The following is a 22,913-nucleotide window of genomic DNA, read 5'->3' on the forward strand; positions in this document are numbered from 1 at the left end:
ACGAACCGGGGAGGCGCACAGCGCCTCCCCGGTCCCAGGACCACTCGTACGAGGGACCCGTACGACTATCCGCGGATCCCCCTGCCGGTTACGCCTTCCGGCGTACGCCCTCGGCCAGGTCACCGGCGAGTGCGCGGACGGCCTCGACGCCGGCGGCGGCGTCGGGGGCGTCCAGCATCCGCTTGACGAAGGCCGAGCCGACGATCACGCCGTCGGCGAAGCGGGCGACCTCGGCGGCCTGGGCGGGGTTGGAGACGCCGAGTCCGACGCAGACCGGGAGGTCGGTGGTGGCGCGGGTGCGCCCCACCAGGTCCTCGGCCTGCGCGCCGACCGACTCACGGGTGCCGGTGACGCCCATCAGGGAGGCGGCGTAGACGAAGCCGCTGCCGGCCGCGGTGATCTCGGCCAGCCGCTCGTCCTTGCTGCTGGGCGCGACCACGAAGACCGTGGCGAGCCCGTGCTTCTCCGCGTGCTCCCGCCACAGCGCCGACTCCTGGACCGGCAGGTCGGGCAGGATGCACCCGGCGCCGCCCGCCTCGGCCAGCTCGGCGGTGAACCGCTCCACGCCGTAGCGGTCGATGGGGTTCCAGTAGGTCATGACGAGGATCGGCTTGCCGGTGGCCGCGTGCGCCTCGCGGACCGTGCGCATCACGTCGGCGATCCTCACGCCGCCGCGCAGGGCGATGTCGTCGGCGGTCTGGATGACCGGGCCGTCGAGGACCGGGTCGCTGTGCGGCAGACCCACCTCCACGACGTCGGCGCCGCCGTCCAGGGCGGCCTTGACGGCCTCGATGCCGCCGTCCACGGTGGGGAACCCGGCCGGGAGGTAGGCGATGAGGGCGGAGCGGCCCTCGGCCTTCGCCGCGGCGAGGGTGTCGTCCAGCAGCCGCACGTTCCCGCTCACTTGGCGTCCCCCTCGATCTCGGCGGTGCCGGCCTCGTCGGCGGCGACCTCGGCGTCGGTGTCGTACAGCCCGAAGTAACGGGCGGCGGTGTCCATGTCCTTGTCGCCGCGGCCGGACAGGTTGACCACGATCAGCCCGTCCTCGCCCAGCTCCCTGCCGACCTCCAGGGCGCCGGCGAGGGCGTGGGCGCTCTCGATGGCCGGGATGATGCCCTCGGTGCGCGACAGCAGGCGCAGGGCCTGCATGGCGGCGTCGTCGGTCACCGCGCGGTACTCGCCGCGGCCGCTGTCCTTGAGGTAGGAGTGCTCGGGCCCGATGCCCGGGTAGTCCAGACCGGCCGAGATCGAGTACGGCTCGGTGATCTGGCCCTCGTCGTCCTGGAGGACGTACGACCGGGAGCCGTGCAGGATGCCGGGCTCGCCGGCGGTGAGGGTGGCCGCGTGCTCGCCGCTGTCGATGCCGTGTCCGGCGGGCTCGCAGCCGATGAGGCGTACGCCGGTGTCCGGGATGAAGGCGTGGAAGAGGCCGATGGCGTTGGAGCCGCCGCCGACGCAGGCGATCGCGGCGTCGGGCAGGCGTCCGGCGCGTTCCAGGAGCTGGCGGCGGGCCTCGACGCCGATGACGCGGTGGAAGTCGCGCACCATCGCCGGGAAGGGGTGCGGTCCCGCGACGGTGCCGAAGAGGTAGTGGGTGCGGTCGACGTTGGCGACCCAGTCGCGGAACGCCTCGTTGATGGCGTCCTTCAGGGTGCGGCTGCCGGACTTCACGGCGATGACCTCGGCGCCGAGCATCCGCATCCGGGCCACGTTGAGGGCCTGGCGCTGCGTGTCGATCTCACCCATGTAGATGGTGCACTCGAGGCCGAAGAGGGCGCAGGCGGTGGCGGTGGCCACGCCGTGCTGGCCGGCGCCGGTCTCGGCGATGACGCGGGTCTTGCCCATGCGCTTGGTGAGCAGGGCCTGACCGAGCACGTTGTTGATCTTGTGGGAGCCGGTGTGGTTCAGGTCCTCGCGCTTGAGGAAGATCCTTGCTCCACCTGCGTGTTCGGCGAAGCGGGGGACCTCGGTGAGCGCGCTCGGACGGCCGGTGTAGTGGGCCAGGAGGTCGTCGAGTTCACGGGCGAACTCGGGGTCGTGCTTGGCCTTGTCGTACTCGACGGCGACCTCGTCGACGGCGGCGACGAGGGCCTCGGGGATGAACTTGCCGCCGAAGGCACCGAAGTAGCCTTCGGCCGAGGGGACTTGACCCTCCGGGTCGGGGATGAAGAAGGTGCTGGGCATGCGGGTACCTCACGGTGAGTGTCGTTGGGACTAATCGCCGTGGGGGCGGGGTCGTCAGTCGGTCGCCGGCCGGTTGTGGCTGGTCGCGCTCACGCGACGGAGTCGCATATTCAGTACAGCCCCGCGCCCCTATGGGGCGCGCTGCCATCGCCGCCCGTTCACTTGTCCCGGCTCGTCGCCGATGACGTAGCGAACCCTGCGGCCGTGGACCCGGCGGGCGGGGGCACGGCAGCCACGGGGCCGGCAGCCGCGCGCGAGGCGGGCGTACGGGTCCCGGGCCGGGGTCGGCGAAAGGGTCATCGGGGTCAGCCTACCGGTGGATCAGCCGCGGCCGTGGCGGAGGGCCGGGTGTTCGCCCGCCGCCACCAGGTCGGAGACGGCCGTCTTCGGGTCCCTGCCGGTGACCAGGGACTCGCCCACCAGGACGGCGTCGGCGCCGGCGTTGGCGTAGGCGATGAGGTCGTGCGGGCCGCGGACGCCGGACTCGGCGACCTTGACGAGGTGCGCGGGGATCTCCGGGGCGACCCGCTCGAACGTGCCGCGGTCGACCTTCAGCGTCTTCAGGTTGCGCGCGTTGACGCCGATGACCTTGGCGCCCGCGTCGACCGCGCGCTCGACCTCGTCCTCGTCGTGCACCTCGACGAGCGGGGTGAGGCCGATGGACACGGCGCGCTCGATCAGCGACTCCAGGGCCGGCTGGTCGAGGGCCGCGACGATCAGCAGGGCGAGGTCGGCGCCGTACGCGCGGGCCTCCCAGAGCTGGTACGACGTGACGATGAAGTCCTTGCGCAGGACGGGGATGTCCACGCGCGCGCGGACGGCCTCCAGGTCGGCCAGCGAGCCGCCGAAGCGGCGCTGTTCGGTGAGGACGGAGATGACGGCGGCGCCGCCCGCCTCGTAGTCGGCGGCGAGTCCCGCCGGGTCGGCGATCGCGGCCAGCGCGCCCTTGGACGGGCTGGAGCGCTTGACCTCACAGATCACCTTGACGCCGTCACCGCGCAGGGCGGCCGCGCCGTCCTTGGCCGCGGGAGCCTTCGCCGCACGCTCCTTGAGCTCGTCGAGGCTGACGCGCGCCTGCCGCTCCGCGAGGTCGGCACGGACTCCGTCGATGATCTCGTCGAGCACACTCACGCGAGCGGCCCCCTTCCCTGCGGTCGGTCTTCACTGGTCACTGCGATGGTATCCGCAGCGGGGCGGATGCCTCGCATCCAGGTTGACGCCCCTCTCCCCACCTGGACTTTCGCTGGTCGATCAAGGATGCAGCCAGCCACCGAACGGCAGGTTCCGGACAACCGTGAACACCAGGAGCAGTGCTCCCAGGGACCACAGGAGCACCGGCGGCGGATCGATCCGCGGCGGCGGCCCGCCGCGTGCCGCGCGGACCACCCAGACGGTCCACAGCACGGCGCAGACGGCGTAGCCGAGGACGGCGGGCGCGTTGGCCTGGAGGGCGGCCGGGAGGTCGCCGTGGACGACGGCGTGCGCGCTGCGCAGCCCGCCGCAGCCGGGGCAGTACAGGCCGGTGAGGCGCAGCAGCGGGCAGGCGGGGTAGTGGCCGGGCTCGTTGGGGTCCACGGCCCCGACGTAGGCGAAGGCCCCGGCGACGGCGGCGAGCAGCCCCGCGGGGACGGCCAGTCGGGCCGCTCTGCCGGGAGGCGTTCCGGGGGTGGGAGCGTTCACGTCGTGCATTGTGCCCCGGACACGGCTCAGGGGCGGTTCCGGCGTCGTGCCGGACCGCCCCCGTGCGGAGTGCTCCGCCGTGCTCAGCCCTGGGCGCGGGCCGGCGCGCTGTCGCCGGTGACCTGGTGCACGGGGTGGTTGCTCTTCGGCTGGCCCATGCCCATCGAGCGCATGACGGCGCCGACGACACCGCCGAGGAGTACGACGCCGATGCTCGCCCAGAAGCCCACGGGCTGGTCCATCACCATGAACGCGCCACCGGCGCAGAAGCCGATGAAGGCGATGATGACACCGGTCCAGGCGGCCGGGGTGTGACCGTGGCTGCTGCCCGCCATTGCTTGCTCCTCGTTGCTGTGTACCTGTCTGAGCAGACGCTCTTTCTCATTGTCCCGCACGCGTGCGCCGGGGGTGAGCGGGGGTACCGCACCTCCCCCGCTCACCGCGGGCAGAGGGCGTGTTACGCGTTCGTCGGGTCCTCGCCCCTGTCCAGGGCCTTCCAGAGGTCCTCCGGGCGGTCGGGGTCGACGGAGGCGGGCCTGCGGCGTGGGCGGGGGGTGCCGCCTCGTTCGTAGCGGCCGGACATGGCCGGCCAGAGGCGGCCGTAGCGCAGGGCGAGCAGGCCGGCCAGCAGCAGCAGGACACCGCCCACGGCGGCCACGTACGGCCACGCCGTGTGGCTCAGGGCCGCCACGGTCGCGGACGTGTCACCCGACGCCTGAGCCGCCTTCTCGTCGAGCGCCCCGCTGTCCGACGCCCCGAACAGCGCCGCCGCCACCGTGCCCGCCCCCGACAGCGCCAGCAGCGCCGCGACGGCGAGGCGGCCGGCCCGGCGCACGGCGAACACCGCGACCAGCGCCGCCAGACCCACGACGGCCAGGGCGGCGGGCACGCCCGTCACGTCGCTGCCCTTCGCGGTCAGCGGGAACGCGCCGCCGGCCACCGTGGCGGTGCCTTCCGACCACTGCTGCCGGGTGGCGAGCAGGGCCACGGCCGCGCCCAGGGCGCCGCTCAGCAGGGCGACGGCGAGGCTGAGGCGGCCGCCGCGGGCGGAGCCGGCGGCCTCGGAACGGGGGGTAGGTACAGCAGTCACGCCCTCCACTATCGCCTGAACCCCGGGCGAACCGACACCCGGGGTTCGCCTCGGACGCCCCTCAGACCGTTCCCAGCCGGTTCGCGGTGTGCACCGCGCGCAGCACCGCCGCCGCCTTGTTGCGGCACTCGGTGTCCTCCGCGACCGGATCGGAGTCGGCCACGATCCCCGCTCCGGCCTGCACGTACGCGGTGCCGTCCCGCAGCAGGGCGGTACGGATCGCGATCGCGGTGTCGGAGTCGCCGGCGAAGTCGAGGTAGCCGACGCAGCCGCCGTACAGTCCGCGCCGGGACGGTTCGAGTTCGTCGATGATCTGCAGGGCGCGGGGCTTGGGCGCCCCGGAGAGCGTGCCGGCCGGGAAGCAGGCGGTGAGCACGTCGAACGCGGTGCGGCCGGCGCCGACCCGGCCGGTGACCGTCGAGACGATGTGCATGACGTGCGAGTACCGCTCGACGGACATGAAGTCGACGACCTCGACGGAGCCGGGTTCGCAGACCCGTCCGAGGTCGTTGCGGCCCAGGTCGACGAGCATGAGGTGCTCGGCGCGTTCCTTGGGGTCGGCGAGGAGTTCGTCGGCGAGGGCCTGGTCCTCCTGCGGGGTGGCGCCGCGGTGCCGGGTGCCGGCGATGGGGTGGACCATGGCGTGCCCGTCCTCGACCTTCACCAGCGCCTCGGGGGACGAGCCGACCACGTCGAAGCCGTCGAAGCGGAACAGGTACATGTACGGGGACGGGTTGGTGGCCCGCAGTACCCGGTAGACGTCGAGGGCGCTCGCCGTGCACGGCGTCTCGAACCGCTGGGAGGGGACGACCTGGAAGGCCTCCCCCGCGCGGATGCGTTCCTTGATGTCGTCCACGGCCTGCCGGAAGTCGGGGCCGCCCCACCGCGCGGTGTACTCGGGCAGCTCGGAGGGCGGCAGCACGGCGGGCGGCTGGGCGACCGCGCGGGTGAGGTCGGTCTCCATGGCGTCGAGCCGGGCCACGGCGTCGGCGTACGCCTCGTCGACGCCGGTCTCCAGGTCGTTGTGGTTGATCGCGTTGGCGATCAGCCAGACGGCGCCCTCCCAGTGGTCCATGACGGCGAGGTCGCTGGTGAGCAGCATGGTCAGCTCGGGCAGCCTCAGGTCGTCCCGCTCGCCGGGGCCGACCTTCTCCAGGCGGCGCACGATGTCGTAGCCGAGGTAGCCGACCAGGCCGCCGGTGAAGGGCGGCAGGCCCAGGTCGTGGGCGAGGTCGCGCGGGGTGTGCAGGGTCTGGAGGGTCGTGCGCAGCGCGGCGAGCGGGTCGCCGTCCACGGGGACGCCGACGGGCGGGGTGCCCTCCCAGTGCGCCTGTCCGGCGCGCTCGGTGAGGGTGGCGGCGCTGCGGACGCCGACGAAGGAGTAGCGGGACCAGGAGCGGCCGTTCTCGGCGGACTCCAGCAGGAAGGTGCCGGGGCGCTCGGCGGCGAGTTTGCGGTAGAGCGCGACCGGGGTGTCGCCGTCGGCGAGGAGCTTGCGGGTGACCGGGATGACCCGGCGGTCGGTGGCGAGCTTGCGGAACGTCTCGAGGTCCATGGCGGCAGACCTTACTGATCCGGGGCGGGGGTGTGCGCCGGCAGCACGTCGGCGTCGAAGCAGGTGCGGGCGCCGGTGTGGCAGGCGGCGCCCACCTGGTCGACCTTGACCAGCACGGTGTCGGCGTCGCAGTCCAGGGCGACCGACTTGACCCACTGGAAATGTCCGGAGGTGTCGCCCTTGACCCAGTACTCCTGGCGGCTGCGCGACCAGTAGGTGCAGCGGCCGGTGGTGAGCGTGCGGTGCAGCGCCTCGTCGTCCATCCAGCCCAGCATCAGCACCTCTCCGGTGTCGTACTGCTGGGCGATGGCGGGCAGGAGGCCGTCGGGGCTGCGCTTGAGCCGCGCGGCGATCTCCGGGTCGAGGCGGCTGGGCCGGGAGGTGCTGCTGGTCATGCCGACCATTGTGCCGCGCGGGGCGGTCACGTCCGCGCGGATGTCCACGGTGTGGAAACAGCGGCGTACAGCGCGTCGTTGAGAGGCGATTGGGTGGGCGGACTTCCCGCCCGGCCGTAGGCTGGCATGCATGTCGACCCATGCCAAGCGTGAACGACTTCTCCTGGCCGATCTGCTGGAGACCGCGGGTCCCGAGGCCCCGACCCTGTGCGAGGGCTGGACGGCCCGGGACCTCGCCGCCCACGTGGTGGTGCGCGAGCGCCGGCCCGACGCGGCCGGCGGCATGCTGGTCAAGCAGCTGGCGGCCCGTCTGGAGCGGGTGACGGCGGAGTTCACCGCCAAGCCGTACGAGGAGCTGATCCAGCTCATCCGGACGGGTCCGCCGCGCTTCTCACCCTTCTCGCTCAAGCAGGTCGACGAGCTGTCGAACACCGTCGAGTTCTACGTCCACACCGAGGACGTGCGCCGCGCCCAGCCCGACTGGACGCCGCGTGCGCTCGACCCGGTGTTCCAGGACGCCCTGTGGTCGCGTCTGGAGCGCTCCGCGCGGTTGATGGGCCGCGGGGCGCCGACGGGTCTGGTGCTGCGCCGTCCGGACGGCCGGACGGTGGTGGCCCACCGTGGCACCCCGGTGGTCACGGTGACCGGGGAGCCGTCCGAGCTGGTGCTGTTCGCCTACGGCCGGCAGAGCGCCGCCAAGGTCGAGCTGGACGGCGACGAGGACGCGATCGCGAAGGCGCGCGAGACCGGACAGCTCGGCATCTGAACCGCACCCGAAAGGCACAACTCGTGATCAAAGTGGCCATGACCAGTGTGTACGTCGACGACGTGGCGAAGGCGCACGCCTTCTACACCGATGTCCTCGGCTTCGAGACCCGCACCCACATGGATCTGGGCGACGGCACGCTGTTCGTCACCGTGGGCGCGAAGGACGGCGCCCAGCGGGACCTGGAGCTGCTGCTGGAACCGGGGCAGGGGCCCATAGCGGAGCCGTACCGCAGGGCGGTGCGCGAGGCGGGGCTGCCCGCGATCGTGTTCTCCGTGGACGACCTCCGCGCGGAGTTCGAACGGCTCCGCGGGGAGGGTGTCCACTTCGTCCAGGACCCGCAGGAGCAGGGGCCGGTGATCGCCGCCGTCCTGGACGACACGGTCGGCAATCTCGTCCAGCTGGCCCAGCCGGCCGGCTGAGCCTCACCGCACCGGGTGACCGGCTCCCCGCAGCGTCTCCTTGACCTGGCCGATGCGCAGGTCGCCGAAGTGGAAGACGGAGGCGGCCAGCACCGCGTCCGCGCCCGCCGCGACCGCCGGCGGGAAGTCGGCGAGCTTGCCGGCGCCGCCGGAGGCGATCACGGGGACGGTGACGTGCTTGCGGACGGCGGCGATCATCTCCAGGTCGTAGCCGTCCTTGGTGCCGTCGGCGTCCATGGAGTTGAGCAGGATCTCGCCGGCGCCCAGTTCGGCGGCCCGGTGCGCCCACTCGACGGCGTCGATGCCGGTGCCGCGACGGCCGCCGTGCGTGGTGACCTCGAAGGAGCCGGAGTCGGTGCGCCGGGCGTCGACCGAGAGGACGAGCACCTGCCGGCCGAAGCGTTCCGCGATCTCGCGGATGAGGTCGGGCCGGGCGATGGCCGCCGTGTTGACGCCCACCTTGTCGGCGCCCGCGCGGAGCAGCTTGTCCACGTCCTCGGTGGTGCGGACGCCGCCGCCCACGGTGAGCGGGATGAACACCTGCTCGGCGGTGCGGCGTACCACGTCGTAGGTCGTCTCGCGGTTGCCGGACGAGGCGGTGATGTCCAGGAACGTCAGCTCGTCGGCGCCCTCGGCGTCGTACACCTTGGCCATCTCGACGGGGTCGCCCGCGTCGCGCAGGTTCTGGAAGTTGACGCCCTTGACGACCCGGCCGCCGTCCACGTCCAGGCAGGGAATGACTCGGACCGCCAGGGTCATGAATCCACGGCTCCTCTGAATGCTTCGAGTTCCACTGAGACCAGGACGCGCGAGTCGACGAAGCCCTCGACCACCAGGAGGGTGGTGACCGGGCGCACCGCGTCGAACAGCTCCTTGTGGGCGCGTCCGGCCGCGTCGACGTCCCGCGCGTGGGCGAGGTGGAGGCGCGTGCGGATCACGGACTCGATGCCGAGCCCGAACGCGCCGATCGCCTCCAGCGCGCTGGTGAAGGCCACCTTGGCCTGTTCGTACGGGTCGCCCTCCCCGTACAGCACATCGCCCCGGAACGCGGTCGTGCCCGCCACCAGGACGCGGTCGCCCGCCGCCACGGCACGTGCGGAGCCGAGGATCTCCTCCCAGGGATTCGTGCCCTGCACGCGCCGTACGGCATCGGACGTCATCGCGACACAGCCTCCAGGGCCTCTTCCAGGGTGAACGCCTTGGCGTACAGGGCCTTCCCGACGATGGCGCCCTCGACACCGAGCGGCACGAGGCCGGCGAGGGCGCGCAGGTCGTCCAGGGAGGAGACGCCGCCGGAGGCGACCACGGGGCGGTCGGTGGCGGCGCAGACGTTCTTCAGCAGCTCCAGGTTGGGGCCCTGGAGGGTGCCGTCCTTGGCGATGTCGGTGACGACGTAGCGGGCGCAGCCCTCCTTGTTCAGGCGGTCCAGCGTCTCGTAGAGGTCGCCGCCGTCGCGGGTCCAGCCGCGGCCGCGCAGGGTGGTGCCGCGGACGTCGAGGCCGACGGCGACCTTGTCGCCGTGCTCGGCGATGACCTTGGCGACCCATTCGGGGGTCTCCAGGGCGGCGGTGCCGAGGTTGACGCGGGTGCAGCCGGTGGCGAGGGCGGCGGCGAGGGTGTCGTCGTCGCGGATGCCGCCGGACAGCTCCACCTTGATGTCCATGGCCGCGGCGACCTCGGCGATCAGCGCGCGGTTGTCGCCGGTGCCGAACGCGGCGTCCAGGTCGACCAGGTGCAGCCACTCGGCGCCCGAGCGCTGCCAGGCGAGGGCGGCCTCCAGGGGGGAGCCGTAGGACGTCTCGGTGCCGGACTCGCCGTGCACGAGGCGGACGGCCTGGCCGTCGCGGACGTCGACGGCGGGGAGGAGTTCGAGCTTGGCCATGTCTCTACAGGGTTCCGATCCAGTTGGTGAGGAGCTGGGCACCGGCGTCGCCGGACTTCTCGGGGTGGAACTGGGTGGCCCACAGGGCGCCGTTCTCCACGGCCGCCACGAAGGGCTTGCCGTGGGTGGACCAGGTGACCAGCGGGGCGCGCATCGCCGGGTTGGCGGTCTCCAGCGTCCAGTCGTGGACGGCGTAGGAGTGCACGAAGTAGAAGCGGGAGTCCGCGTCGAGGCCGGCGAACAGTTCGGAGCCGGCCGGGGCGTCCACGGTGTTCCAGCCCATGTGGGGCACGACGTCGGCCTGGAGCGGCTCGACGGAGCCGGGCCACTCGTCGAGGCCCTCGCTCTCCACGCCGTGTTCGATGCCCCGCGCGAAGAGGATCTGCATGCCGACGCAGATGCCCATCACCGGGCGGCCGCCGGAGAGCCTGCGGTCGACGATCCAGTCGCCGCGCGCCTCCTTGAGGCCCTTCATGCAGGCGGCGAAGGCGCCGACGCCGGGCACCAGCAGCCCGTCGGCGTTCATGGCCGCGTCGAAGTCGCGGGTGATCTCGACGTCGGCCCCCGCGCGGGCGAGGGCGCGCTCGGCGGAGCGGACGTTGCCGAAGCCGTAGTCGAAGACCACGACCTTCTTGGTGGTGCTCAAGGGTTCACACCTCCAGCCTCAGGAGCCCCGTGCCGAGGCACATCACGGCACCGATGGAGAGCAGCACGATGAGGCTCGTGGGCATCTTCTGCTTGACGAAGGAGATGATCCCGCCGACGAAGAACAGGCCGACGACGATCAGGACGGTGGACAGTCCGTTCATGGCTTACAGCGCGCCCTTCGTGGAGGGCAGGATGCCGGCCGCGCGGGGGTCGCGCTCGGAGGCGTAGCGCAGGGCGCGGGCGAGGGCCTTGAACTGGCACTCCACGATGTGGTGCGCGTTGCGCCCGTAGGGCACGTGCACGTGCAGCGCGATCTGGGCCTGGGCGACGAAGGACTCCAGGATGTGCCGGGTCATCGTCACGTCGTACGCGCCGATCATCGGCGCCATGTTCTCGGGCTCGGTGTGCACGAGGTAGGGGCGGCCGGACAGGTCGACGGTGACCTGGGCGAGGGACTCGTCCAGCGGGACCGTGCAGTTGCCGAAGCGGTAGATGCCCACCTTGTCGCCGAGTGCCTGCTTGAAGGCGGCGCCAAGCGCGAGGGCGGTGTCCTCGATGGTGTGGTGGGAGTCGATGTGCAGGTCGCCGTCGGTCTTCACGGTCAGGTCGAACAGGCCGTGCCGGCCGAGCTGGTCGAGCATGTGGTCGTAGAAGCCGACCCCGGTGGAGATCTCGGTCTTCCCGGTGCCGTCGAGGTCGATCTCGACGAGGACGGACGTCTCCTTGGTGGTGCGTTCCACGCGTCCAACGCGGCTCATGCGCTCTGCTCCTTCTTGATGTCACGGACCGCGTCGAGGAACGCGTCGTTCTCGGCGGGGGTGCCCGCGGTGACCCGCAGCCATCCCGGTACGCCGTTGTCCCGGACCAGGACGCCCCGGTCGAGGATCCTCCGCCAGGTGGCGTGGGAGTCCTCGAACCGTCCGAACTGGACGAAGTTGGCGTCGGACTCGGTCACCTCGTAGCCGAGGGCGCGCAGTTCGGCGACCAGGCGGTCGCGTTCGGCCTTCAGCTGCTCGACGTAGCCGAGCAGGGTGTCGGTGTGCTCCAGGGCGGCCAGCGCGGTCGCCTGGGTGACCGCCGAGAGGTGGTACGGCAGCCGGACGAGCTGGACGGCGTCGACGACCGCCGGGTGCGCGGCGAGGTAGCCCAGGCGCAGGCCCGCCGCGCCGAACGCCTTCGACATGGTGCGGGAGACGACCAGGTTCGGGCGCCCGTCGAGCAGCCGCAGCAGCGAGTCGCCGTGGCTGAACTCGATGTACGCCTCGTCGACGACCACCATCGAGGGCTTGGCGGCCTGGGCGGCCTCGTACAGCGCGAGGACCGTCTCCGGGGGGACCGCGTTGCCGGTGGGGTTGTTGGGGGTGGTGACGAAGACGACGTCGGGCCGGTGCTCGGCGATCGCCTTCTCGGCGGCGGCGAGGTCGATCGTGAAGTCCTCGTTGCGGGGTCCGGAGATCCAGCCGGTGCCGGTGCCGCGCGAGATCAGGCCGTGCATCGAGTACGACGGCTCGAAGCCGATGGCGGTGCGGCCCGGTCCGCCGAAGGTCTGCAGCAGTTGCTGGATGACCTCGTTGGAGCCGTTGGCGGCCCACACGTTCTCGACGCCGAGCGGGTGTCCGGACGTCTTCGTCAGGTACTCGGCCAGCCTGGTGCGCAGTTCGACCGCGTCCCGGTCGGGGTAGCGGTTGAGGTGCCGGGCCGCCTCGCGAACCCGCTCGGTGATCCGCTCGACCAGCGGTTCGGGCAGCGGGTAGGGGTTCTCGTTGGTGTTCAGCCGTACGGGGACGTCCAGCTGGGGGGCGCCGTAGGGGGACTTGCCGCGCAGCTCGTCCCGTACGGGGAGGTCGTCGATGCTCACGTCGCTCACTTGTTCTCGGGCACCTTCCAGCCGAACCTTGCCTTGATCGCCGCGCCGTGCGCGGGCAGGTCCTCCGCCTCCGCCAGCGTGACCACGTGGTGCGCGACCTCGGCCAGCGCGTCCTCGGTGTAGTCGACGATGTGGATGCCGCGCAGGAAGGACTGGACGGACAGGCCCGAGGAGTGGCAGGCGCAGCCGCCGGTGGGCAGCACGTGGTTGGAGCCGGCCGCGTAGTCGCCGAGGGAGACCGGGGACCAGGGGCCGACGAAGACCGCGCCCGCGTTGCGCACCCGGTCGGCGACCGCGGCGGCGTCGGCGGTCTGGATCTCCAGGTGCTCGGCGCCGTAGGCGTCGACGACCCGCAGGCCCTCCTCGAGGCCGTCGACCAGGACGATGGCGGACTGGCGGCCGGACAGGGCCGGGACGATCCGCTCGTCGATGTGCTTGCTGGCCTCGACCTGGGGTTCCAGCTCCTTCTCCACGGCGTCCGCGAGCTCGGCGGAGTCGGTGACGAGGACGGCGGCGGCCAGCGGGTCGTGCTCGGCCTGGCTGATCAGGTCGGAGGCCACGTGCACCGGGTCGGCCGTGGAGTCCGCGAGGATCGCGATCTCGGTCGGGCCGGCCTCGGCGTCGATGCCGATCATGCCGGTGAAGTAGCGCTTGGCGGCGGCGACCCAGATGTTGCCGGGACCGGTGACCATGTTCGCGGGCGGGCAGGACTCGGTGCCGTACGCGAACATCGCGACGGCGGTGGCGCCGCCGGCCGCGTAGACCTCGTCGACGCCGAGCAGGGCGCAGGCGGCGAGGATGGTCGGGTGCGGCAGCCCGCCGAACTCGGCCTGGGCCGGGGAGGCGAGCGCGAGGGACGGGACGCCGGCCTCCTGGGCGGGCACGGCGTTCATGATCACGGAGGACGGGTAGACGGACCGGCCGCCGGGCGCGTACAGGCCCACGCGGTCGACCGGGACCCATTTCTCGGTGACCGTGCCGCCGGGCACGACCTGGGTGGTGTGCGTGGTGCGGCGCTGCGCGCGGTGGACGAGGCGGGCCCGGCGGATCGACTCCTCCAGGGCGGCGCGCACGGCAGGGTCGAGCTCCTCCAGCGCGCGCTCCAGGGCGGCGGCCGGGACCCGTACCCGCTCCAGCTTCACGCCGTCGAACCGCTCGGCGAAGTCGATCAGCGCCGCGTCGCCCCGATGATGCACGTCCTCGCAGATGGGCCGCACCTTCTCCAGGGCGGCCGCGACGTCGAAGTCGGCTCGGGGCAGCAGGTCGCGCAGGGCGGGGCCCTCGGGGAGGGCGTCGCCGCGCAGATCGATTCGGGAGATCACATGCACAATTCTCTCAGACCCGCACGGTGGGCCGTCCGCCCGTTCCAATGGCTGATACGTCACGCCCTCGGTGACGGTGCGCGCACATTTCCGAGATCCTCTTCACTTTCCGTGTTCAACACGTCACCGTACCGGGCATGAACGGTTGTACGAAGGGACGAACCGGCGAGTAGATGAGGAGGAGGGGGAGCTCCGTGACCGAGGGGGTGGGACCGGGCGGCGGTGAGCCGCCGGAGGATCTGACCGCCACGGAGGCCGGGATGTGGCAGGCCTTCCGCAACGGCAGCGTGTACGACCTGAGCAGCGGGGACACGACCGTCGACGATCCGCACGGAGGGCATCCGTGGGGTCCCGAGCGGACGGTCCGGGCGCGCGTCGTGTGCTGGCTGCTGCTGGACGGACCACCCGCCCTGGCCGGCCGGGTCTCGTCGCTGAAGCTGGTCGGGGTACGGATCAGCGGCGTGCTGGACCTGGCGGGCGGCACGGTGGTGCCGTACCTGGAGATGCGGGCCTGCCGCTTCGAGCGGGACGTGCTGCTGCCGGAGGCCCGTTTCACGACCGTGCGGATGGTGGACTGCTCGATACCGCGCCTGGAGGCGGCCCGGCTGCACACCGAGGGCGATCTGCATCTGCCGCGCTGCCGGTTCACGGGCGGCATACGGCTCACCGACGCGCGGATCGGCACGGATCTGCTGCTCAACCAGGCGATCGTGCACCGGGACCGCAGCGGCCGCTCGATAGCCGCCGACGGGATGAACGTGGGCCAGGACCTCCAGGCGGAGATGCTGGAGTCGCACGGCGAGCTGAGCCTGCGCAGCGCGACGATCGGCGTGTCGCTGAGCCTGCGCGGGGCCCGGCTGGTCAACCCGTACACCCGGCTCGCGCTGAACGCGCCGCAGCTGACCGTGGAGCGCTCGCTGTACCTGACCCCGGCGGGGGTGGGTGCCCAGGCGCGCAGCGGGATGACACCGGCGCGCGGGACGCGGATCCAGCGCTTCGAGTGCCAGGGCGGGGTGCGCCTGGACGACGGGCGGTTCGGGGACGCGGTCGACTTCGAGGGGGCCCGGTTCACCTTCACCGACGAGCAGGAGCTGTCGCTGCGCCGGGTGCAGACGCCGGAGCTGCGCTTCCTCGGGGAGCGGCCGGTGCGCGGCAGGGTCGTGCTGTCGGGGGCGAAGGTGGTCAACCTGATGGACAAGGCGGACAGCTGGCCCGGACCGGGCCGGCTGCACATGGGCGGCTTCACCTACGAGAACCTGGTGCCGCGCGGGCCGTTCCCGCTGGCGCTGCGGCTGCGCTGGGTGGACGCGGCGAGCGCCGAGTACAACCCGGAGCCGTACGAGCGGCTGGCCGCCGTACTGCGGGAGGGCGGGGAGGACGAGGACGCCCGCGAGGTGCTGCTCGCCAAGCAGCGCCGGCGCCGCGAGAGCCTGCCGGTCGCGGCCAAGCTGTGGGGGTACGCGCAGGACTGGACGGTCGCCTACGGATACCGTCCGGGCCGGGCGGCGGTGTGGATGGCGGTCCTGTGGGCGGCCGGTTCGCTGGCCTTCGCGCGGGCCGACGCCCCGCCCCTGAAGAGCGGTGAGCACCCGGCGTGGAACCCGCCCCTGTTCACCCTGGACCTGCTGCTGCCGGTGATCGACCTCGGCCAGGTCGGCTTCTGGCAGCTGCGCGGCGGCTGGCAGTGGCTGTCGGCCGCGTTCATCCTGCTGGGCTGGATCCTGGCGACGACGGTGGCGGCGGGGGCGACACGGACACTGCGCCGTACGTAGCCGTACGCAGGGGTCCCCGCTGCCGCCGGTGACGCCGTCGGCACGTCCCGCCGCCGTTCGGCGAGGAGAGCGTTCCTCCCGACGTGGTGCCGGGGCGGGTGCCTGACGCGTGCCCGGCGCCCGTCCGACGGACTCGCCCCCGGCGTCCCACTGGTCACCGGGGGCGCGAAAGGCTCACACGAAAGGAAAAGCGCTCTGCTTTTTGCCGGGCCTTGACCGAGCCCCGTACAACCTTCCATGACTTCCGTGTCGCCTCTGGCGCGCCTGTGACCTGCGGTCTTTCAATGGTCGACACCATGGCTCTGCTGCACGGGTTCACCCGTACATCCCGGGTGCGAGGAAAGACGACGGGCGCGACGTCCCCCGTCGCCGTCGTGCTGCCCGCCGACGACGAGGTGCTGCTCGACGCACCCGACGATCTGCTGGGCCCGGCGCTGGTCGGGGCCGCGGGCGGTGACCCCGCGCCCGTCGCCGAACTGCTCGCCGCCACCCGGCGCGGCGGCGCCTGGGAGCACCGCGACCGGTATGTGCGGCGGCTGGCCGCCTTCGCGCGTTCGCGCCCCGAGTGGCTGGACACCTGGCGCGCCCGCGACCCGCGCGACCCCGACGGGCTGCTGGTGGACGCCCAGCGGGCGGTGGACCGCGCCTGGGCCTCACCGGCCCGCGCCGAGCTGCTGCGCGAGGTGAGCCCGCTGATCACGGCTGCCGCCCGGGCGGACAACCGCGACCCGGTGCCCTGGCGGCTCGCCCTGGACCACGCCCGCGGCGCGCGCGCCGGGCACACCTACTTCGAGGAGCTGTGGGAGGCCGCGGTCCGGCGGGCCCCGCACCACCACGGCTGCCATGTGGCGGCCCTGCGCTACCTGGCGTCCTCCTGGCACGGTTCGCACCAGGAGTGCTTCACCTTCGCGGACCTGGCCGCGCAGGACGCGCCGGAGGACTCGCTCACGCAGGCGCTGCCGCTGCGGGCGGCGTTCGGCTACCTGACCGACCGCTGCGGTCCCGACGTGCCGCGCGCCCGGCTGGAAGCGGCGGCCGACCGCGCCGTCGCCCTGTCCGCCCGGCTGCCGGCGGGCCAGCCCTGGCCGGCCGAGCTGCGCAATCTGCTGACGTACGTCCTGGTCCGGCTGGAACGCCGGCGGGACGCCCTGGAGCAGTTGCGGCTGACCGGCCCGTACGCCACGTCCTTCCCCTGGGACCGGGAGGCGGACGATCCCCTCGGCCGGTTCCTGGAGGTCCGTCAGAACGTGCGCGCGGCGGTCGCGTCCGGCTGTCCCTAGCCGGGATCCGGCTCCCCGGCGGCGGCCTCGGACCGGCCGAGGAGTGAACAGGGCGGCCGGCTCCGCTCCGGCGACCATTAGGCTCTTGACCCGTGACCACCGTCCGGCTCCCGCTCTTCCCCCTGAACACGGTGCTGTTCCCGGGGCTCGTGCTTCCGCTCAACGTCTTCGAGGAGCGCTATCGCGCCATGATGCGCGAGCTGCTGAAGACCCCGGAGGACGAGCCGCGCCGGTTCGCCGTCGTGGCGATCCGCGACGGGCACGAGGTGGCGCCGAGCGCGCCCGGCATGCCCGATCCGACGGCCGTGCCCGCGCGCGGTCCGGCGGCGGGCTTCGGCACCGATCCGCTGCGCGCCTTCCACAAGGTGGCCTGTGTCGCGGACGCGGCGACGGTCCGGGAGCGGGCCGACGGCACCTTCGAGGTGCTGGCGACCGGTACGACCCGGGTGCGGCTGCTGTCCGTCGACGCCTCGGGGCCGTATCTGACGGCCGAGACGGAGCCGCTGGCCGAGGATCCCGGCGACGAGGCGGGGGCGCTGGCCGAGGGGGTGCTGCGGTCCTTCCGCCAGTACCAGAAGCGGCTGGCGGGGGCGCGGGAGCGGTCGCTGACGACCGGCGCGGAGCTGCCGGACGAGCCGGGTGTCGTCTCCTACCTGGTCGCCGCCGCGATGATGCTGGACACGCCGACGAAGCAGCGGCTGCTCCAGGCGCCGGACACCGCGTCCCGGCTCCGTGACGAGCTGAGGCTGCTGCGCGCGGAGACGGCCGTCATCCGTCATCTGCCGTCGCTGCCGGCCGCGGAGCTGACGCGCGGTCCGACGAGTCTCAACTGACGTACGAAATCGACCGGGGTACAGGCGGGGATGGCGAAGAAGTCCAAGAAGCAGCAGCAGCCGGGAGGCACGCCCGCGACGGTGGCGCTCACCGCGGCCGGGGTGCCGTTCACGGTGCACTCCTATGAGCACGACCCGGCCCACCCGTCGTACGGCGAGGAGGCGGCCGAGGCGATGGGGGTCTCGCCGGACCGGGTCTTCAAGACGCTGGTGGCGGACGTCGACGGCACGCTGACGGTGGCGGTGGTGCCGGTGGCGGGCCAACTGGACCTGAAGGCCCTCGCGTCGGCGGTGGGCGGCAAGCGGGCCACGATGGCCGACCCGGTCCTGGCGGAACGCACCACGGGCTACGTGCGGGGCGGTATCTCCCCGCTGGGCCAGCGCAAGAGACTCCCCACGGTCCTGGACGAGTCGGCCACCCGGCACGAAACGATCTGCGTCTCGGCGGGCCGCCGCGGCCTGGAGGTGGAACTCACCCCGACCGACCTGACCACCCTGACCTCGGCGTCCTTGGCCCCGATCAGCCGCGCATAGCCCGCAGCCACGGACAGTCGTCCCGCCGCCCCGCCGCTTCCGCGGGCAGTCGTGCCTCCCCCAGTGCCTCAAGGGCCTGGGAGGTACCCCCAGGGCGGCACGGGTGGGCGATGGGGGTACCTCCCGCTCGAGCGCAGTCAGCCGGCGGAAACTGCTCCGGATCCCGCGGGCCGAACAACCCCGTCAGCCCCAGATGCAACACCAGCGCCGCGAACGGCCACGCCAGCAACGCCCCCTTCGCACTCAGCTTCAACGGCGCGTCGAACGTGACCCCCTTGCCGACACTCCGCGCGTGCGCGATCACGTCCTGCGCGGGACCGAGCCACACCCCCACCCGCCAGGCCAGCAACGACCCCAGCAGCCCGCCGACCGCCAGCGCCACAACCAACGGCACACCCCCGCGCCGCCGCATCAGGAACACGGCCAGCGCGCTCACCGCCCCGAACCCCAGCGCGAGCAGCGAGAACGTCCCGTCCACCCCGATGCCCTGCTCGCCCTCGGAGTCCTTGAGGTACACGGCCCAGTTGTCGCCCGCCACGTCGCCCACCAGCGGCACGTGCGGCGCCAGCCACCACCACAGCACCCCGAGCAGCACCCCGCCGAGCGCCACCGCCACCACGGTCACGGCGGCCTCACGTATCTCCGCCTTCATCCCGGGGCCGTCCTGTTCGTCCCACCAGCCGTGCCGTGGATACGCGGCGTCGCCGGCCTTCCCGTACGGATACGAGGCGGCGGCCTGCTCATGGTCGTGCGGAGGCGGTGGTGGTGTCAGAGGTGCGCTCACCCTGCCATCGTGCCAGGCCCGGCTGTGCGGCGCGTCACCGGACGGCCGCCCTGCGGTACGCCCAGGTCGCGACGGCCAGCGAGAGGACACCGACGACTCCGCACACCGCGAGGTCACCGAGCACCCGCGCCCAGTCGGGGTGCGGTCCGAAGGTCCGTGCGAAGGCCTCGACGCCGTACGTCGACGGCAGCAGGTCCCGGGCGAGGCGCACCGCCTCCGGCATCCGCTCCGCCGGCAGCACACCGAGCAGCAGCGCGGCCGACATGCCGAGCTGCCCCAGCAGCGTGGCCAGCTCCGCGCGGGGCGCGAGCAGCCCGAGCGCCGCGCCGAGTCCGGCGAGCGCGGCCCCGGCGAGCGGGATCACGGCGGCCAGCACCCACAGGTGTGCCAGCGGCAGCCCGAACAGCACGCATCCGAAGACGGCGGTCACCACGGTCCCCGGCACGGTGAACGAGGCGTACGCGCCCGCCGCGCCCAGCACCACCGCCGCCGGCGGCACCGGCAGGGTCGCGTAGTGGTCGAGCCCGCCGCTGGCCCGTAGCTGCCCGAAGTACTGGGCGAGCAGGTTCAGCGCGACGAAGGCGACGACCAGGACCGCCGAGCCGGCGACCACGGCCTGCGCCTCACCGCCGCCGTCCACGACGCCGCGCATCAGGATCATGATGCCGACCGACTGGAACGTCGCCACGAACAGCAGCGGTATCCGCGCGACCCGGGCCCGGGAGAGCTGCGCCCGGTACACGGCGGCCATCGACGGCCACAGCCGCGCGCGGGGGCCGAGTCCGGCCGGTCGCGGCGCGGCCTCCTCCACGGCCAGGGCGCCGCCCGGCACGACATCGGCGGGTACGACACTCACGTCGTGCTGCTCTCCTTCGGTCGGAGGTCCGCCCGGATCCGCTGCGGCGGTCGCCCTGTTCCGTACGGATGACGCGGCCCGTGTGCTCACGCCTTCACCAGTCCCTGTCGTACGGCGCCGCCCAGCGCCAGGTAGACGTCCTCCAGGCTGGGCGTGGCCAGCGTGAAGTCGTCCAGCGCGGCGAAGGCGGCCCCGCCGGTGACGGTGGCGACGACCGTACGGGCCTCCTCGGGCGCGAGCCGCAAGGTCCAGCGACGGCCCGACTCGACGGCCCGGTCCCGCAGCGCGGCGACCTCGGGCACGTGCAGGGGGGCCGCCTCGCGCCACACCAGGTCGACCCGGACCTCTCCGGCGACCCGCTCCTTGAGTCCGGCGGGGCTGTCACAGGCGATGACCCGGCCGCGGTCGAGCACGGCGACCCGGTCGAGGACGGTCTCGGCCTCGATCACGTTGTGGGTGACCAGCAGCACGGTGGTGCCGTGTCCGGCGCGGCGCCGGTCGACGGCGGACCACACGGCGCGCCGGGCCACCGGGTCCATGCCGGTGGTGGGTTCGTCCAGGACGAGCAGGGGCCGCTCCCCCACCAGCGCGGCGGCGAAGCAGGCCAGCCGGCGCTGGCCGCCGGAGAGTTTCTTCAGCGGGCGCCCGGCGATCGGGGTGAGCCCCAGTTCGTCCAGCACGTCGTCCCGTTCGGCCCGTGCCCGCCGCGCGTCGAGCCCGCGCAGCCGGCCGGTGGTCTCGGCGGCGAGGGACACGGTCAGTTCGTCGAGGGCGCTGGACTCCTGGCCGAGGTAGGCGAGGATGCGCGCGGCGCGCTCGGGGTGGCGCACGATGTCGTGGCCGAGGATCTCGACGCTGCCGCGGTCGGGCCGCATCAGCCCGGTGAGCTGGCGTACGAGGGTGGACTTGCCGGCGCCGTTCGGCCCGAGCAGGCCGAAGATCTCACCGCGCCGGATGTCGAGTCCCACGTCGTCGGTGGCCCGGACCTCGGGCGTGGCGGGGGCCCCGCGCCGGCCGCGCACCGCCGGATAGGTCTTGGTCAGCCCGCGCACCGCACACACGACATCACCGCCGTGCCGGGATCCCTGTGCCGCGCGCGTACTCACAAGGCACGAGCCTACGGGGTCCCGGACCCCGCCCCGCCCTCGGGTCACCCCACCACCCACAAACCCACCCCAACCACCCAACGCCCCGGAACAACAGCCACCCCCGGCCCACCGAGCCAGACCGTGGCCCGCCTTCCAGCCCACCGAGTCGGGTGGTGGGTGGGCACAGGCCGGGGGTCCAGGGGACGGGAGCCCCTGGCGGGGGCGCGGGGGCGGAGCCCCCGTACACGGGAGCACGGGGGCAGCCCCTCCGACACGGGGCACGGGGGCACCCCGTCTACTCCCCGACGGGAGCCCTTTCCGTACCGGTACGAAGATCCAGCTCACGCCAGAACCCCGCCCGAATGGCGTAACGATCACGCTCGTCGATCTGATCGTCCTTGTGCGCGAGCAGCCCGAAACGCGCCGCGTACCGCAACAGCTCCCCGTCGACACGGTGCGGAATCCGGGGATACATCCCGGACAGCTTCTGGATGTGCCCCTGGTCCCCCAGCCGCTCCACCCAGCGCCGGGCGAACACCTGCCCCACCTCGAAGGGGTCCCCGCCGACGGTGGTGATGTCCTCCTCCCGGTCGGCCCACCGCTGCTCCGCCGTGGTCAGCTGGGCGAGCGTCGGCAGGGAGGCCGCGTCCGGCGGCTCGGCGGCCGGCCGGTCGACCCAGCCCTTGTCGGAGGACCAGCGCAGGGTCGCGGAGGCGGGCTGCTGGGGCGGGTGCGGGCCGGGGCCGCGCAGCGCGGCCAGGTCCTTGGGGGTGGGTACGCCCTTGGCCGCGGCCGCCCGTTCGGCGGTGCCGTTGTGCCCGGCGGCGGCCGGGTGCCGCGGCTCCTCGACGGTCCGCTCGGCCGTCGCACCGGGCGCGGACTCCGGCAGCGGGGCGGAGAGGATCGCGGCGATCTCCGGCCGCGGCACGGGCGGCGGGGCGCACACCCCGGTGTGCTCCTTGGCCCGTACGGCCCGGGTGATCCACGCCCGGTCCAGCACCCGGCGCTCGTCGGCCTCGGCGACCAGGTCCTCGGACTGGTTGTAGTCGCCGTCGGCGGCCTGCACGGCCCACAGGTGCACGGCGACACCGTGTTCCTTGGCGGCCATCATGCCGGGCAGCAGGTCACCGTCCCCGGTGACCAGGACGATGTCGGAACAGGCCCGGTTGCGGGCCAGCTCGGTCAGCTCGGCGTGCATCGCGGCGTCGACGCCCTTCTGCGCCCAGCGGCCGTCGCTGCGGGTCAGCGCGCCGAGCCGGACGGTGACCCGGGGCATCACGCGCAGCCTGCGGTGCTCGGGCTGCGGGACGCGGTCGGGGGCGCCGTCGAACCAGTAGATGCGCAGCAGCGGCTGACGCGTGTCGGACTCGGCGCGTTCCCGCAGCCCCTGGATGAGGGCCGCGTGATCGACGGTGATGCGGGACCGCGACGGTTCCCCGGCGAGGAGACTGGCGGCGGCCCCCAGCAGATACCCGGCGTCCACCAGGACGATGCAGCGGTCCACGCGATCCACCCTCTTTCCGGGAGGTTTGCTTCGGGCTTGCTTCGAGTCTGCCCGACCACACCGGGGTTAACGGCCCGAACTCGATCTTCGGCGTGGCGTTTCCACACTTCCTCCCCGATCACCCCGGTCACACACGGTCATTGTCCGACATGCGTCTGTTATCAGGCTGTGTGAATCTGGTCCCGGCCCTGGCCCCTAGTCCCCCACAGGAGGCATCACCATGGCCAAGAACAAGAACCGTGACCGTAAGCAGCCGCAGGCCGAACGCGCCCAGCGGGCGGCGCAGGCGTCCACGATGGAGACGCCGGACGAACAGCGCACCACACAGGCCGTGCCCGGCGAGGTCGGCCGGGGCAAGGGCCGGCAGAAGCGCTTCGGCCACAACTGACGTCCTCACCACGGCCCGTCGCGGCCCGGGGACATGAAGCCCCGGGCGTGTGAAGGCCCAGGC

The 22,913-nt window shown here is 73.0% G+C and carries 27 protein-coding genes and 1 pseudogene; 7 read left to right on the forward strand and 21 right to left on the reverse strand.

Annotated elements, in window-relative coordinates:
* Positions 1 to 88 precede the first annotated feature (88 nt).
* From trpA to hisI, 9 genes are all read right to left on the reverse strand, one after another.
* A complete protein-coding gene (trpA, locus tag IH50_RS0108205) occupies positions 89 to 904 on the reverse strand; it encodes a tryptophan synthase subunit alpha (RefSeq protein ID WP_030858864.1) in 816 nt (271 codons plus the stop codon).
* Positions 901 to 2,184, reverse strand: coding sequence for a tryptophan synthase subunit beta (trpB, locus tag IH50_RS0108210; protein ID WP_030858866.1), 1,284 nt, complete (start codon positions 2,182 to 2,184; stop codon positions 901 to 903). The genes trpA and trpB overlap by 4 nt, the downstream gene beginning before the upstream one ends.
* A 129-nt stretch (positions 2,185 to 2,313) precedes the next feature.
* Complete coding sequence (gene trpM, locus IH50_RS43510; RefSeq protein WP_107061995.1) at positions 2,314 to 2,484, reverse strand: tryptophan biosynthesis modulator TrpM; 171 nt, start codon at positions 2,482 to 2,484, stop codon at positions 2,314 to 2,316.
* A 21-nt stretch (positions 2,485 to 2,505) separates the two neighbouring features.
* Positions 2,506 to 3,315, reverse strand: a complete 810-nt coding sequence (trpC, locus tag IH50_RS0108215; RefSeq protein ID WP_030858868.1) for an indole-3-glycerol phosphate synthase TrpC — start codon at positions 3,313 to 3,315, stop codon at positions 2,506 to 2,508.
* Between the two features lie 120 nt (positions 3,316 to 3,435).
* A complete protein-coding gene (locus IH50_RS0108220) occupies positions 3,436 to 3,873 on the reverse strand; it encodes a DUF2752 domain-containing protein (RefSeq protein WP_030858870.1) in 438 nt (145 codons plus the stop codon).
* 74 nt (positions 3,874 to 3,947) lie between these two features.
* Positions 3,948 to 4,199: an HGxxPAAW family protein gene (locus IH50_RS0108225; protein WP_030858872.1), complete on the reverse strand. Its 252-nt coding sequence runs from the start codon at positions 4,197 to 4,199 to the stop codon at positions 3,948 to 3,950.
* 122 nt (positions 4,200 to 4,321) lie between these two features.
* A complete protein-coding gene (locus IH50_RS0108230; protein WP_030858874.1) occupies positions 4,322 to 4,963 on the reverse strand; it encodes a TIGR02234 family membrane protein in 642 nt (213 codons plus the stop codon).
* A 52-nt stretch (positions 4,964 to 5,015) separates the two neighbouring features.
* Positions 5,016 to 6,509, reverse strand: coding sequence for an anthranilate synthase component I (locus IH50_RS0108235; protein WP_030858876.1), 1,494 nt, complete (start codon positions 6,507 to 6,509; stop codon positions 5,016 to 5,018).
* An 11-nt stretch (positions 6,510 to 6,520) separates the two neighbouring features.
* On the reverse strand, positions 6,521 to 6,913 hold the full coding sequence (gene hisI / locus IH50_RS0108240) for a phosphoribosyl-AMP cyclohydrolase (RefSeq protein ID WP_037872216.1): 393 nt from the start codon (positions 6,911 to 6,913) through the stop codon (positions 6,521 to 6,523).
* 121 nt (positions 6,914 to 7,034) lie between these two features.
* On the opposite strand from hisI, the gene IH50_RS0108245 reads away from it, so the two are divergent.
* A complete protein-coding gene (locus tag IH50_RS0108245) occupies positions 7,035 to 7,670 on the forward strand; it encodes a TIGR03085 family metal-binding protein (protein ID WP_030858880.1) in 636 nt (211 codons plus the stop codon).
* A gap of 23 nt (positions 7,671 to 7,693) precedes the next feature.
* Positions 7,694 to 8,092 carry a VOC family protein gene (locus tag IH50_RS0108250; RefSeq protein WP_030858882.1) on the forward strand — a complete coding sequence of 133 codons (399 nt, stop codon included), beginning with the start codon at positions 7,694 to 7,696 and terminating at the stop codon, positions 8,090 to 8,092.
* 3 nt (positions 8,093 to 8,095) lie between these two features.
* On the opposite strand, the gene hisF is transcribed toward IH50_RS0108250, so the two are convergent.
* The 8 genes from hisF to hisD are packed head-to-tail and all read right to left on the reverse strand — an operon-like array spanning position 8,096 to position 13,811.
* The gene (gene hisF, locus IH50_RS0108255) at positions 8,096 to 8,851 is read right to left on the reverse strand and encodes an imidazole glycerol phosphate synthase subunit HisF (protein ID WP_030858884.1); all 756 of its coding nucleotides are present in this window, start codon (positions 8,849 to 8,851) and stop codon (positions 8,096 to 8,098) included.
* A complete protein-coding gene (locus IH50_RS0108260; RefSeq protein ID WP_030858886.1) occupies positions 8,848 to 9,252 on the reverse strand; it encodes a Rid family hydrolase in 405 nt (134 codons plus the stop codon). Before IH50_RS0108260 ends, hisF begins: the two co-directional genes overlap by 4 nt.
* The gene (gene priA, locus IH50_RS0108265) at positions 9,249 to 9,974 is read right to left on the reverse strand and encodes a bifunctional 1-(5-phosphoribosyl)-5-((5-phosphoribosylamino)methylideneamino)imidazole-4-carboxamide isomerase/phosphoribosylanthranilate isomerase PriA (protein ID WP_030858888.1); all 726 of its coding nucleotides are present in this window, start codon (positions 9,972 to 9,974) and stop codon (positions 9,249 to 9,251) included. The genes IH50_RS0108260 and priA overlap by 4 nt, the downstream gene beginning before the upstream one ends.
* A 4-nt stretch (positions 9,975 to 9,978) precedes the next feature.
* The gene (gene hisH, locus IH50_RS0108270) at positions 9,979 to 10,620 is read right to left on the reverse strand and encodes an imidazole glycerol phosphate synthase subunit HisH (protein ID WP_030858890.1); all 642 of its coding nucleotides are present in this window, start codon (positions 10,618 to 10,620) and stop codon (positions 9,979 to 9,981) included.
* A 4-nt stretch (positions 10,621 to 10,624) separates the two neighbouring features.
* Entirely contained in the window at positions 10,625 to 10,783 is a 159-nt protein-coding gene (locus IH50_RS41965) for a hypothetical protein (RefSeq protein WP_030858893.1), read from the reverse strand.
* A 3-nt stretch (positions 10,784 to 10,786) separates the two neighbouring features.
* Complete coding sequence (hisB, locus tag IH50_RS0108280; protein ID WP_030858895.1) at positions 10,787 to 11,380, reverse strand: imidazoleglycerol-phosphate dehydratase HisB; 594 nt, start codon at positions 11,378 to 11,380, stop codon at positions 10,787 to 10,789.
* A complete protein-coding gene (locus IH50_RS0108285; RefSeq protein WP_030858897.1) occupies positions 11,377 to 12,489 on the reverse strand; it encodes a histidinol-phosphate transaminase in 1,113 nt (370 codons plus the stop codon). Before IH50_RS0108285 ends, hisB begins: the two co-directional genes overlap by 4 nt.
* Entirely contained in the window at positions 12,486 to 13,811 is a 1,326-nt protein-coding gene (gene hisD / locus IH50_RS0108290) for a histidinol dehydrogenase (protein ID WP_030858899.1), read from the reverse strand. The genes IH50_RS0108285 and hisD overlap by 4 nt, the downstream gene beginning before the upstream one ends.
* Positions 13,812 to 14,005: 194 nt before the next feature.
* On the opposite strand from hisD, the gene IH50_RS0108295 reads away from it, so the two are divergent.
* From IH50_RS0108295 to ybaK, 4 genes and pseudogenes are all read left to right on the forward strand, one after another.
* Entirely contained in the window at positions 14,006 to 15,583 is a 1,578-nt protein-coding gene (locus IH50_RS0108295; RefSeq protein WP_030858901.1) for an oxidoreductase, read from the forward strand.
* Between the two features lie 284 nt (positions 15,584 to 15,867).
* Positions 15,868 to 16,944: pseudogene (locus IH50_RS37505) on the forward strand (hypothetical protein).
* An 11-nt stretch (positions 16,945 to 16,955) separates the two neighbouring features.
* Positions 16,956 to 17,696: an LON peptidase substrate-binding domain-containing protein gene (locus IH50_RS0108305; RefSeq protein WP_030858903.1), complete on the forward strand. Its 741-nt coding sequence runs from the start codon at positions 16,956 to 16,958 to the stop codon at positions 17,694 to 17,696.
* 30 nt (positions 17,697 to 17,726) lie between these two features.
* Positions 17,727 to 18,230 carry a Cys-tRNA(Pro) deacylase gene (gene ybaK / locus IH50_RS0108310; protein ID WP_030858905.1) on the forward strand — a complete coding sequence of 168 codons (504 nt, stop codon included), beginning with the start codon at positions 17,727 to 17,729 and terminating at the stop codon, positions 18,228 to 18,230.
* Here the strand turns inward: ybaK and IH50_RS37510 are convergent.
* The 4 genes from IH50_RS37510 to IH50_RS0108330 all read right to left on the reverse strand — a co-directional run bounded on the left by IH50_RS37510 (position 18,217) and on the right by IH50_RS0108330 (position 22,462).
* Entirely contained in the window at positions 18,217 to 19,014 is a 798-nt protein-coding gene (locus IH50_RS37510) for a DUF2567 domain-containing protein (RefSeq protein WP_234328114.1), read from the reverse strand. The two genes, ybaK and IH50_RS37510, sit on opposite strands and share 14 nt — an antisense overlap.
* A gap of 34 nt (positions 19,015 to 19,048) precedes the next feature.
* Positions 19,049 to 19,870 carry an ABC transporter permease gene (locus IH50_RS0108320; RefSeq protein ID WP_030858909.1) on the reverse strand — a complete coding sequence of 274 codons (822 nt, stop codon included), beginning with the start codon at positions 19,868 to 19,870 and terminating at the stop codon, positions 19,049 to 19,051.
* Between the two features lie 86 nt (positions 19,871 to 19,956).
* Entirely contained in the window at positions 19,957 to 20,931 is a 975-nt protein-coding gene (locus IH50_RS0108325; RefSeq protein WP_030858912.1) for an ABC transporter ATP-binding protein, read from the reverse strand.
* Positions 20,932 to 21,253: 322 nt separating this feature from the next.
* Entirely contained in the window at positions 21,254 to 22,462 is a 1,209-nt protein-coding gene (locus tag IH50_RS0108330) for an NYN domain-containing protein (RefSeq protein WP_030858914.1), read from the reverse strand.
* Positions 22,463 to 22,682: 220 nt separating this feature from the next.
* Between IH50_RS0108330 and IH50_RS41970 the strand changes: the two genes are divergently transcribed.
* Positions 22,683 to 22,850 (forward strand): hypothetical protein, encoded by a 168-nt coding sequence (locus tag IH50_RS41970; protein ID WP_167748606.1) that lies wholly within the window; start codon positions 22,683 to 22,685, stop codon positions 22,848 to 22,850.
* Positions 22,851 to 22,913 lie beyond the last annotated feature (63 nt).

The organism is Streptomyces sp. NRRL S-37 (assembly GCF_000721605.1).
Lineage (GTDB): Bacteria > Actinomycetota > Actinomycetes > Streptomycetales > Streptomycetaceae > Streptomyces.

Bases quoted from the DNA above. Each gene is read 5' to 3' on its own strand.
- trpB (WP_030858866.1), bottom strand. From the start codon at position 2,184: ATGCCCAGCACCTTCTTCATCCCCGACCCGGAGGGTCAAGTCCCCTCG.
- trpM (WP_107061995.1), bottom strand. From the start codon at position 2,484: ATGACCCTTTCGCCGACCCCGGCCCGGGACCCGTACGCCCGCCTCGCG.
- IH50_RS0108220 (WP_030858870.1), bottom strand. From the start codon at position 3,873: ATGCACGACGTGAACGCTCCCACCCCCGGAACGCCTCCCGGCAGAGCG.
- IH50_RS0108225 (WP_030858872.1), bottom strand. From the start codon at position 4,199: ATGGCGGGCAGCAGCCACGGTCACACCCCGGCCGCCTGGACCGGTGTC.
- IH50_RS0108235 (WP_030858876.1), bottom strand. From the start codon at position 6,509: ATGGACCTCGAGACGTTCCGCAAGCTCGCCACCGACCGCCGGGTCATC.
- hisI (WP_037872216.1), bottom strand. From the start codon at position 6,913: ATGGTCGGCATGACCAGCAGCACCTCCCGGCCCAGCCGCCTCGACCCG.
- IH50_RS0108245 (WP_030858880.1), top strand. From the start codon at position 7,035: ATGTCGACCCATGCCAAGCGTGAACGACTTCTCCTGGCCGATCTGCTG.
- hisF (WP_030858884.1), bottom strand. From the start codon at position 8,851: ATGACCCTGGCGGTCCGAGTCATTCCCTGCCTGGACGTGGACGGCGGC.
- IH50_RS0108260 (WP_030858886.1), bottom strand. From the start codon at position 9,252: ATGACGTCCGATGCCGTACGGCGCGTGCAGGGCACGAATCCCTGGGAG.
- priA (WP_030858888.1), bottom strand. From the start codon at position 9,974: ATGGCCAAGCTCGAACTCCTCCCCGCCGTCGACGTCCGCGACGGCCAG.
- IH50_RS41965 (WP_030858893.1), bottom strand. From the start codon at position 10,783: ATGAACGGACTGTCCACCGTCCTGATCGTCGTCGGCCTGTTCTTCGTC.
- hisB (WP_030858895.1), bottom strand. From the start codon at position 11,380: ATGAGCCGCGTTGGACGCGTGGAACGCACCACCAAGGAGACGTCCGTC.
- ybaK (WP_030858905.1), top strand. From the start codon at position 17,727: ATGGCGAAGAAGTCCAAGAAGCAGCAGCAGCCGGGAGGCACGCCCGCG.
- IH50_RS41970 (WP_167748606.1), top strand. From the start codon at position 22,683: ATGGCCAAGAACAAGAACCGTGACCGTAAGCAGCCGCAGGCCGAACGC.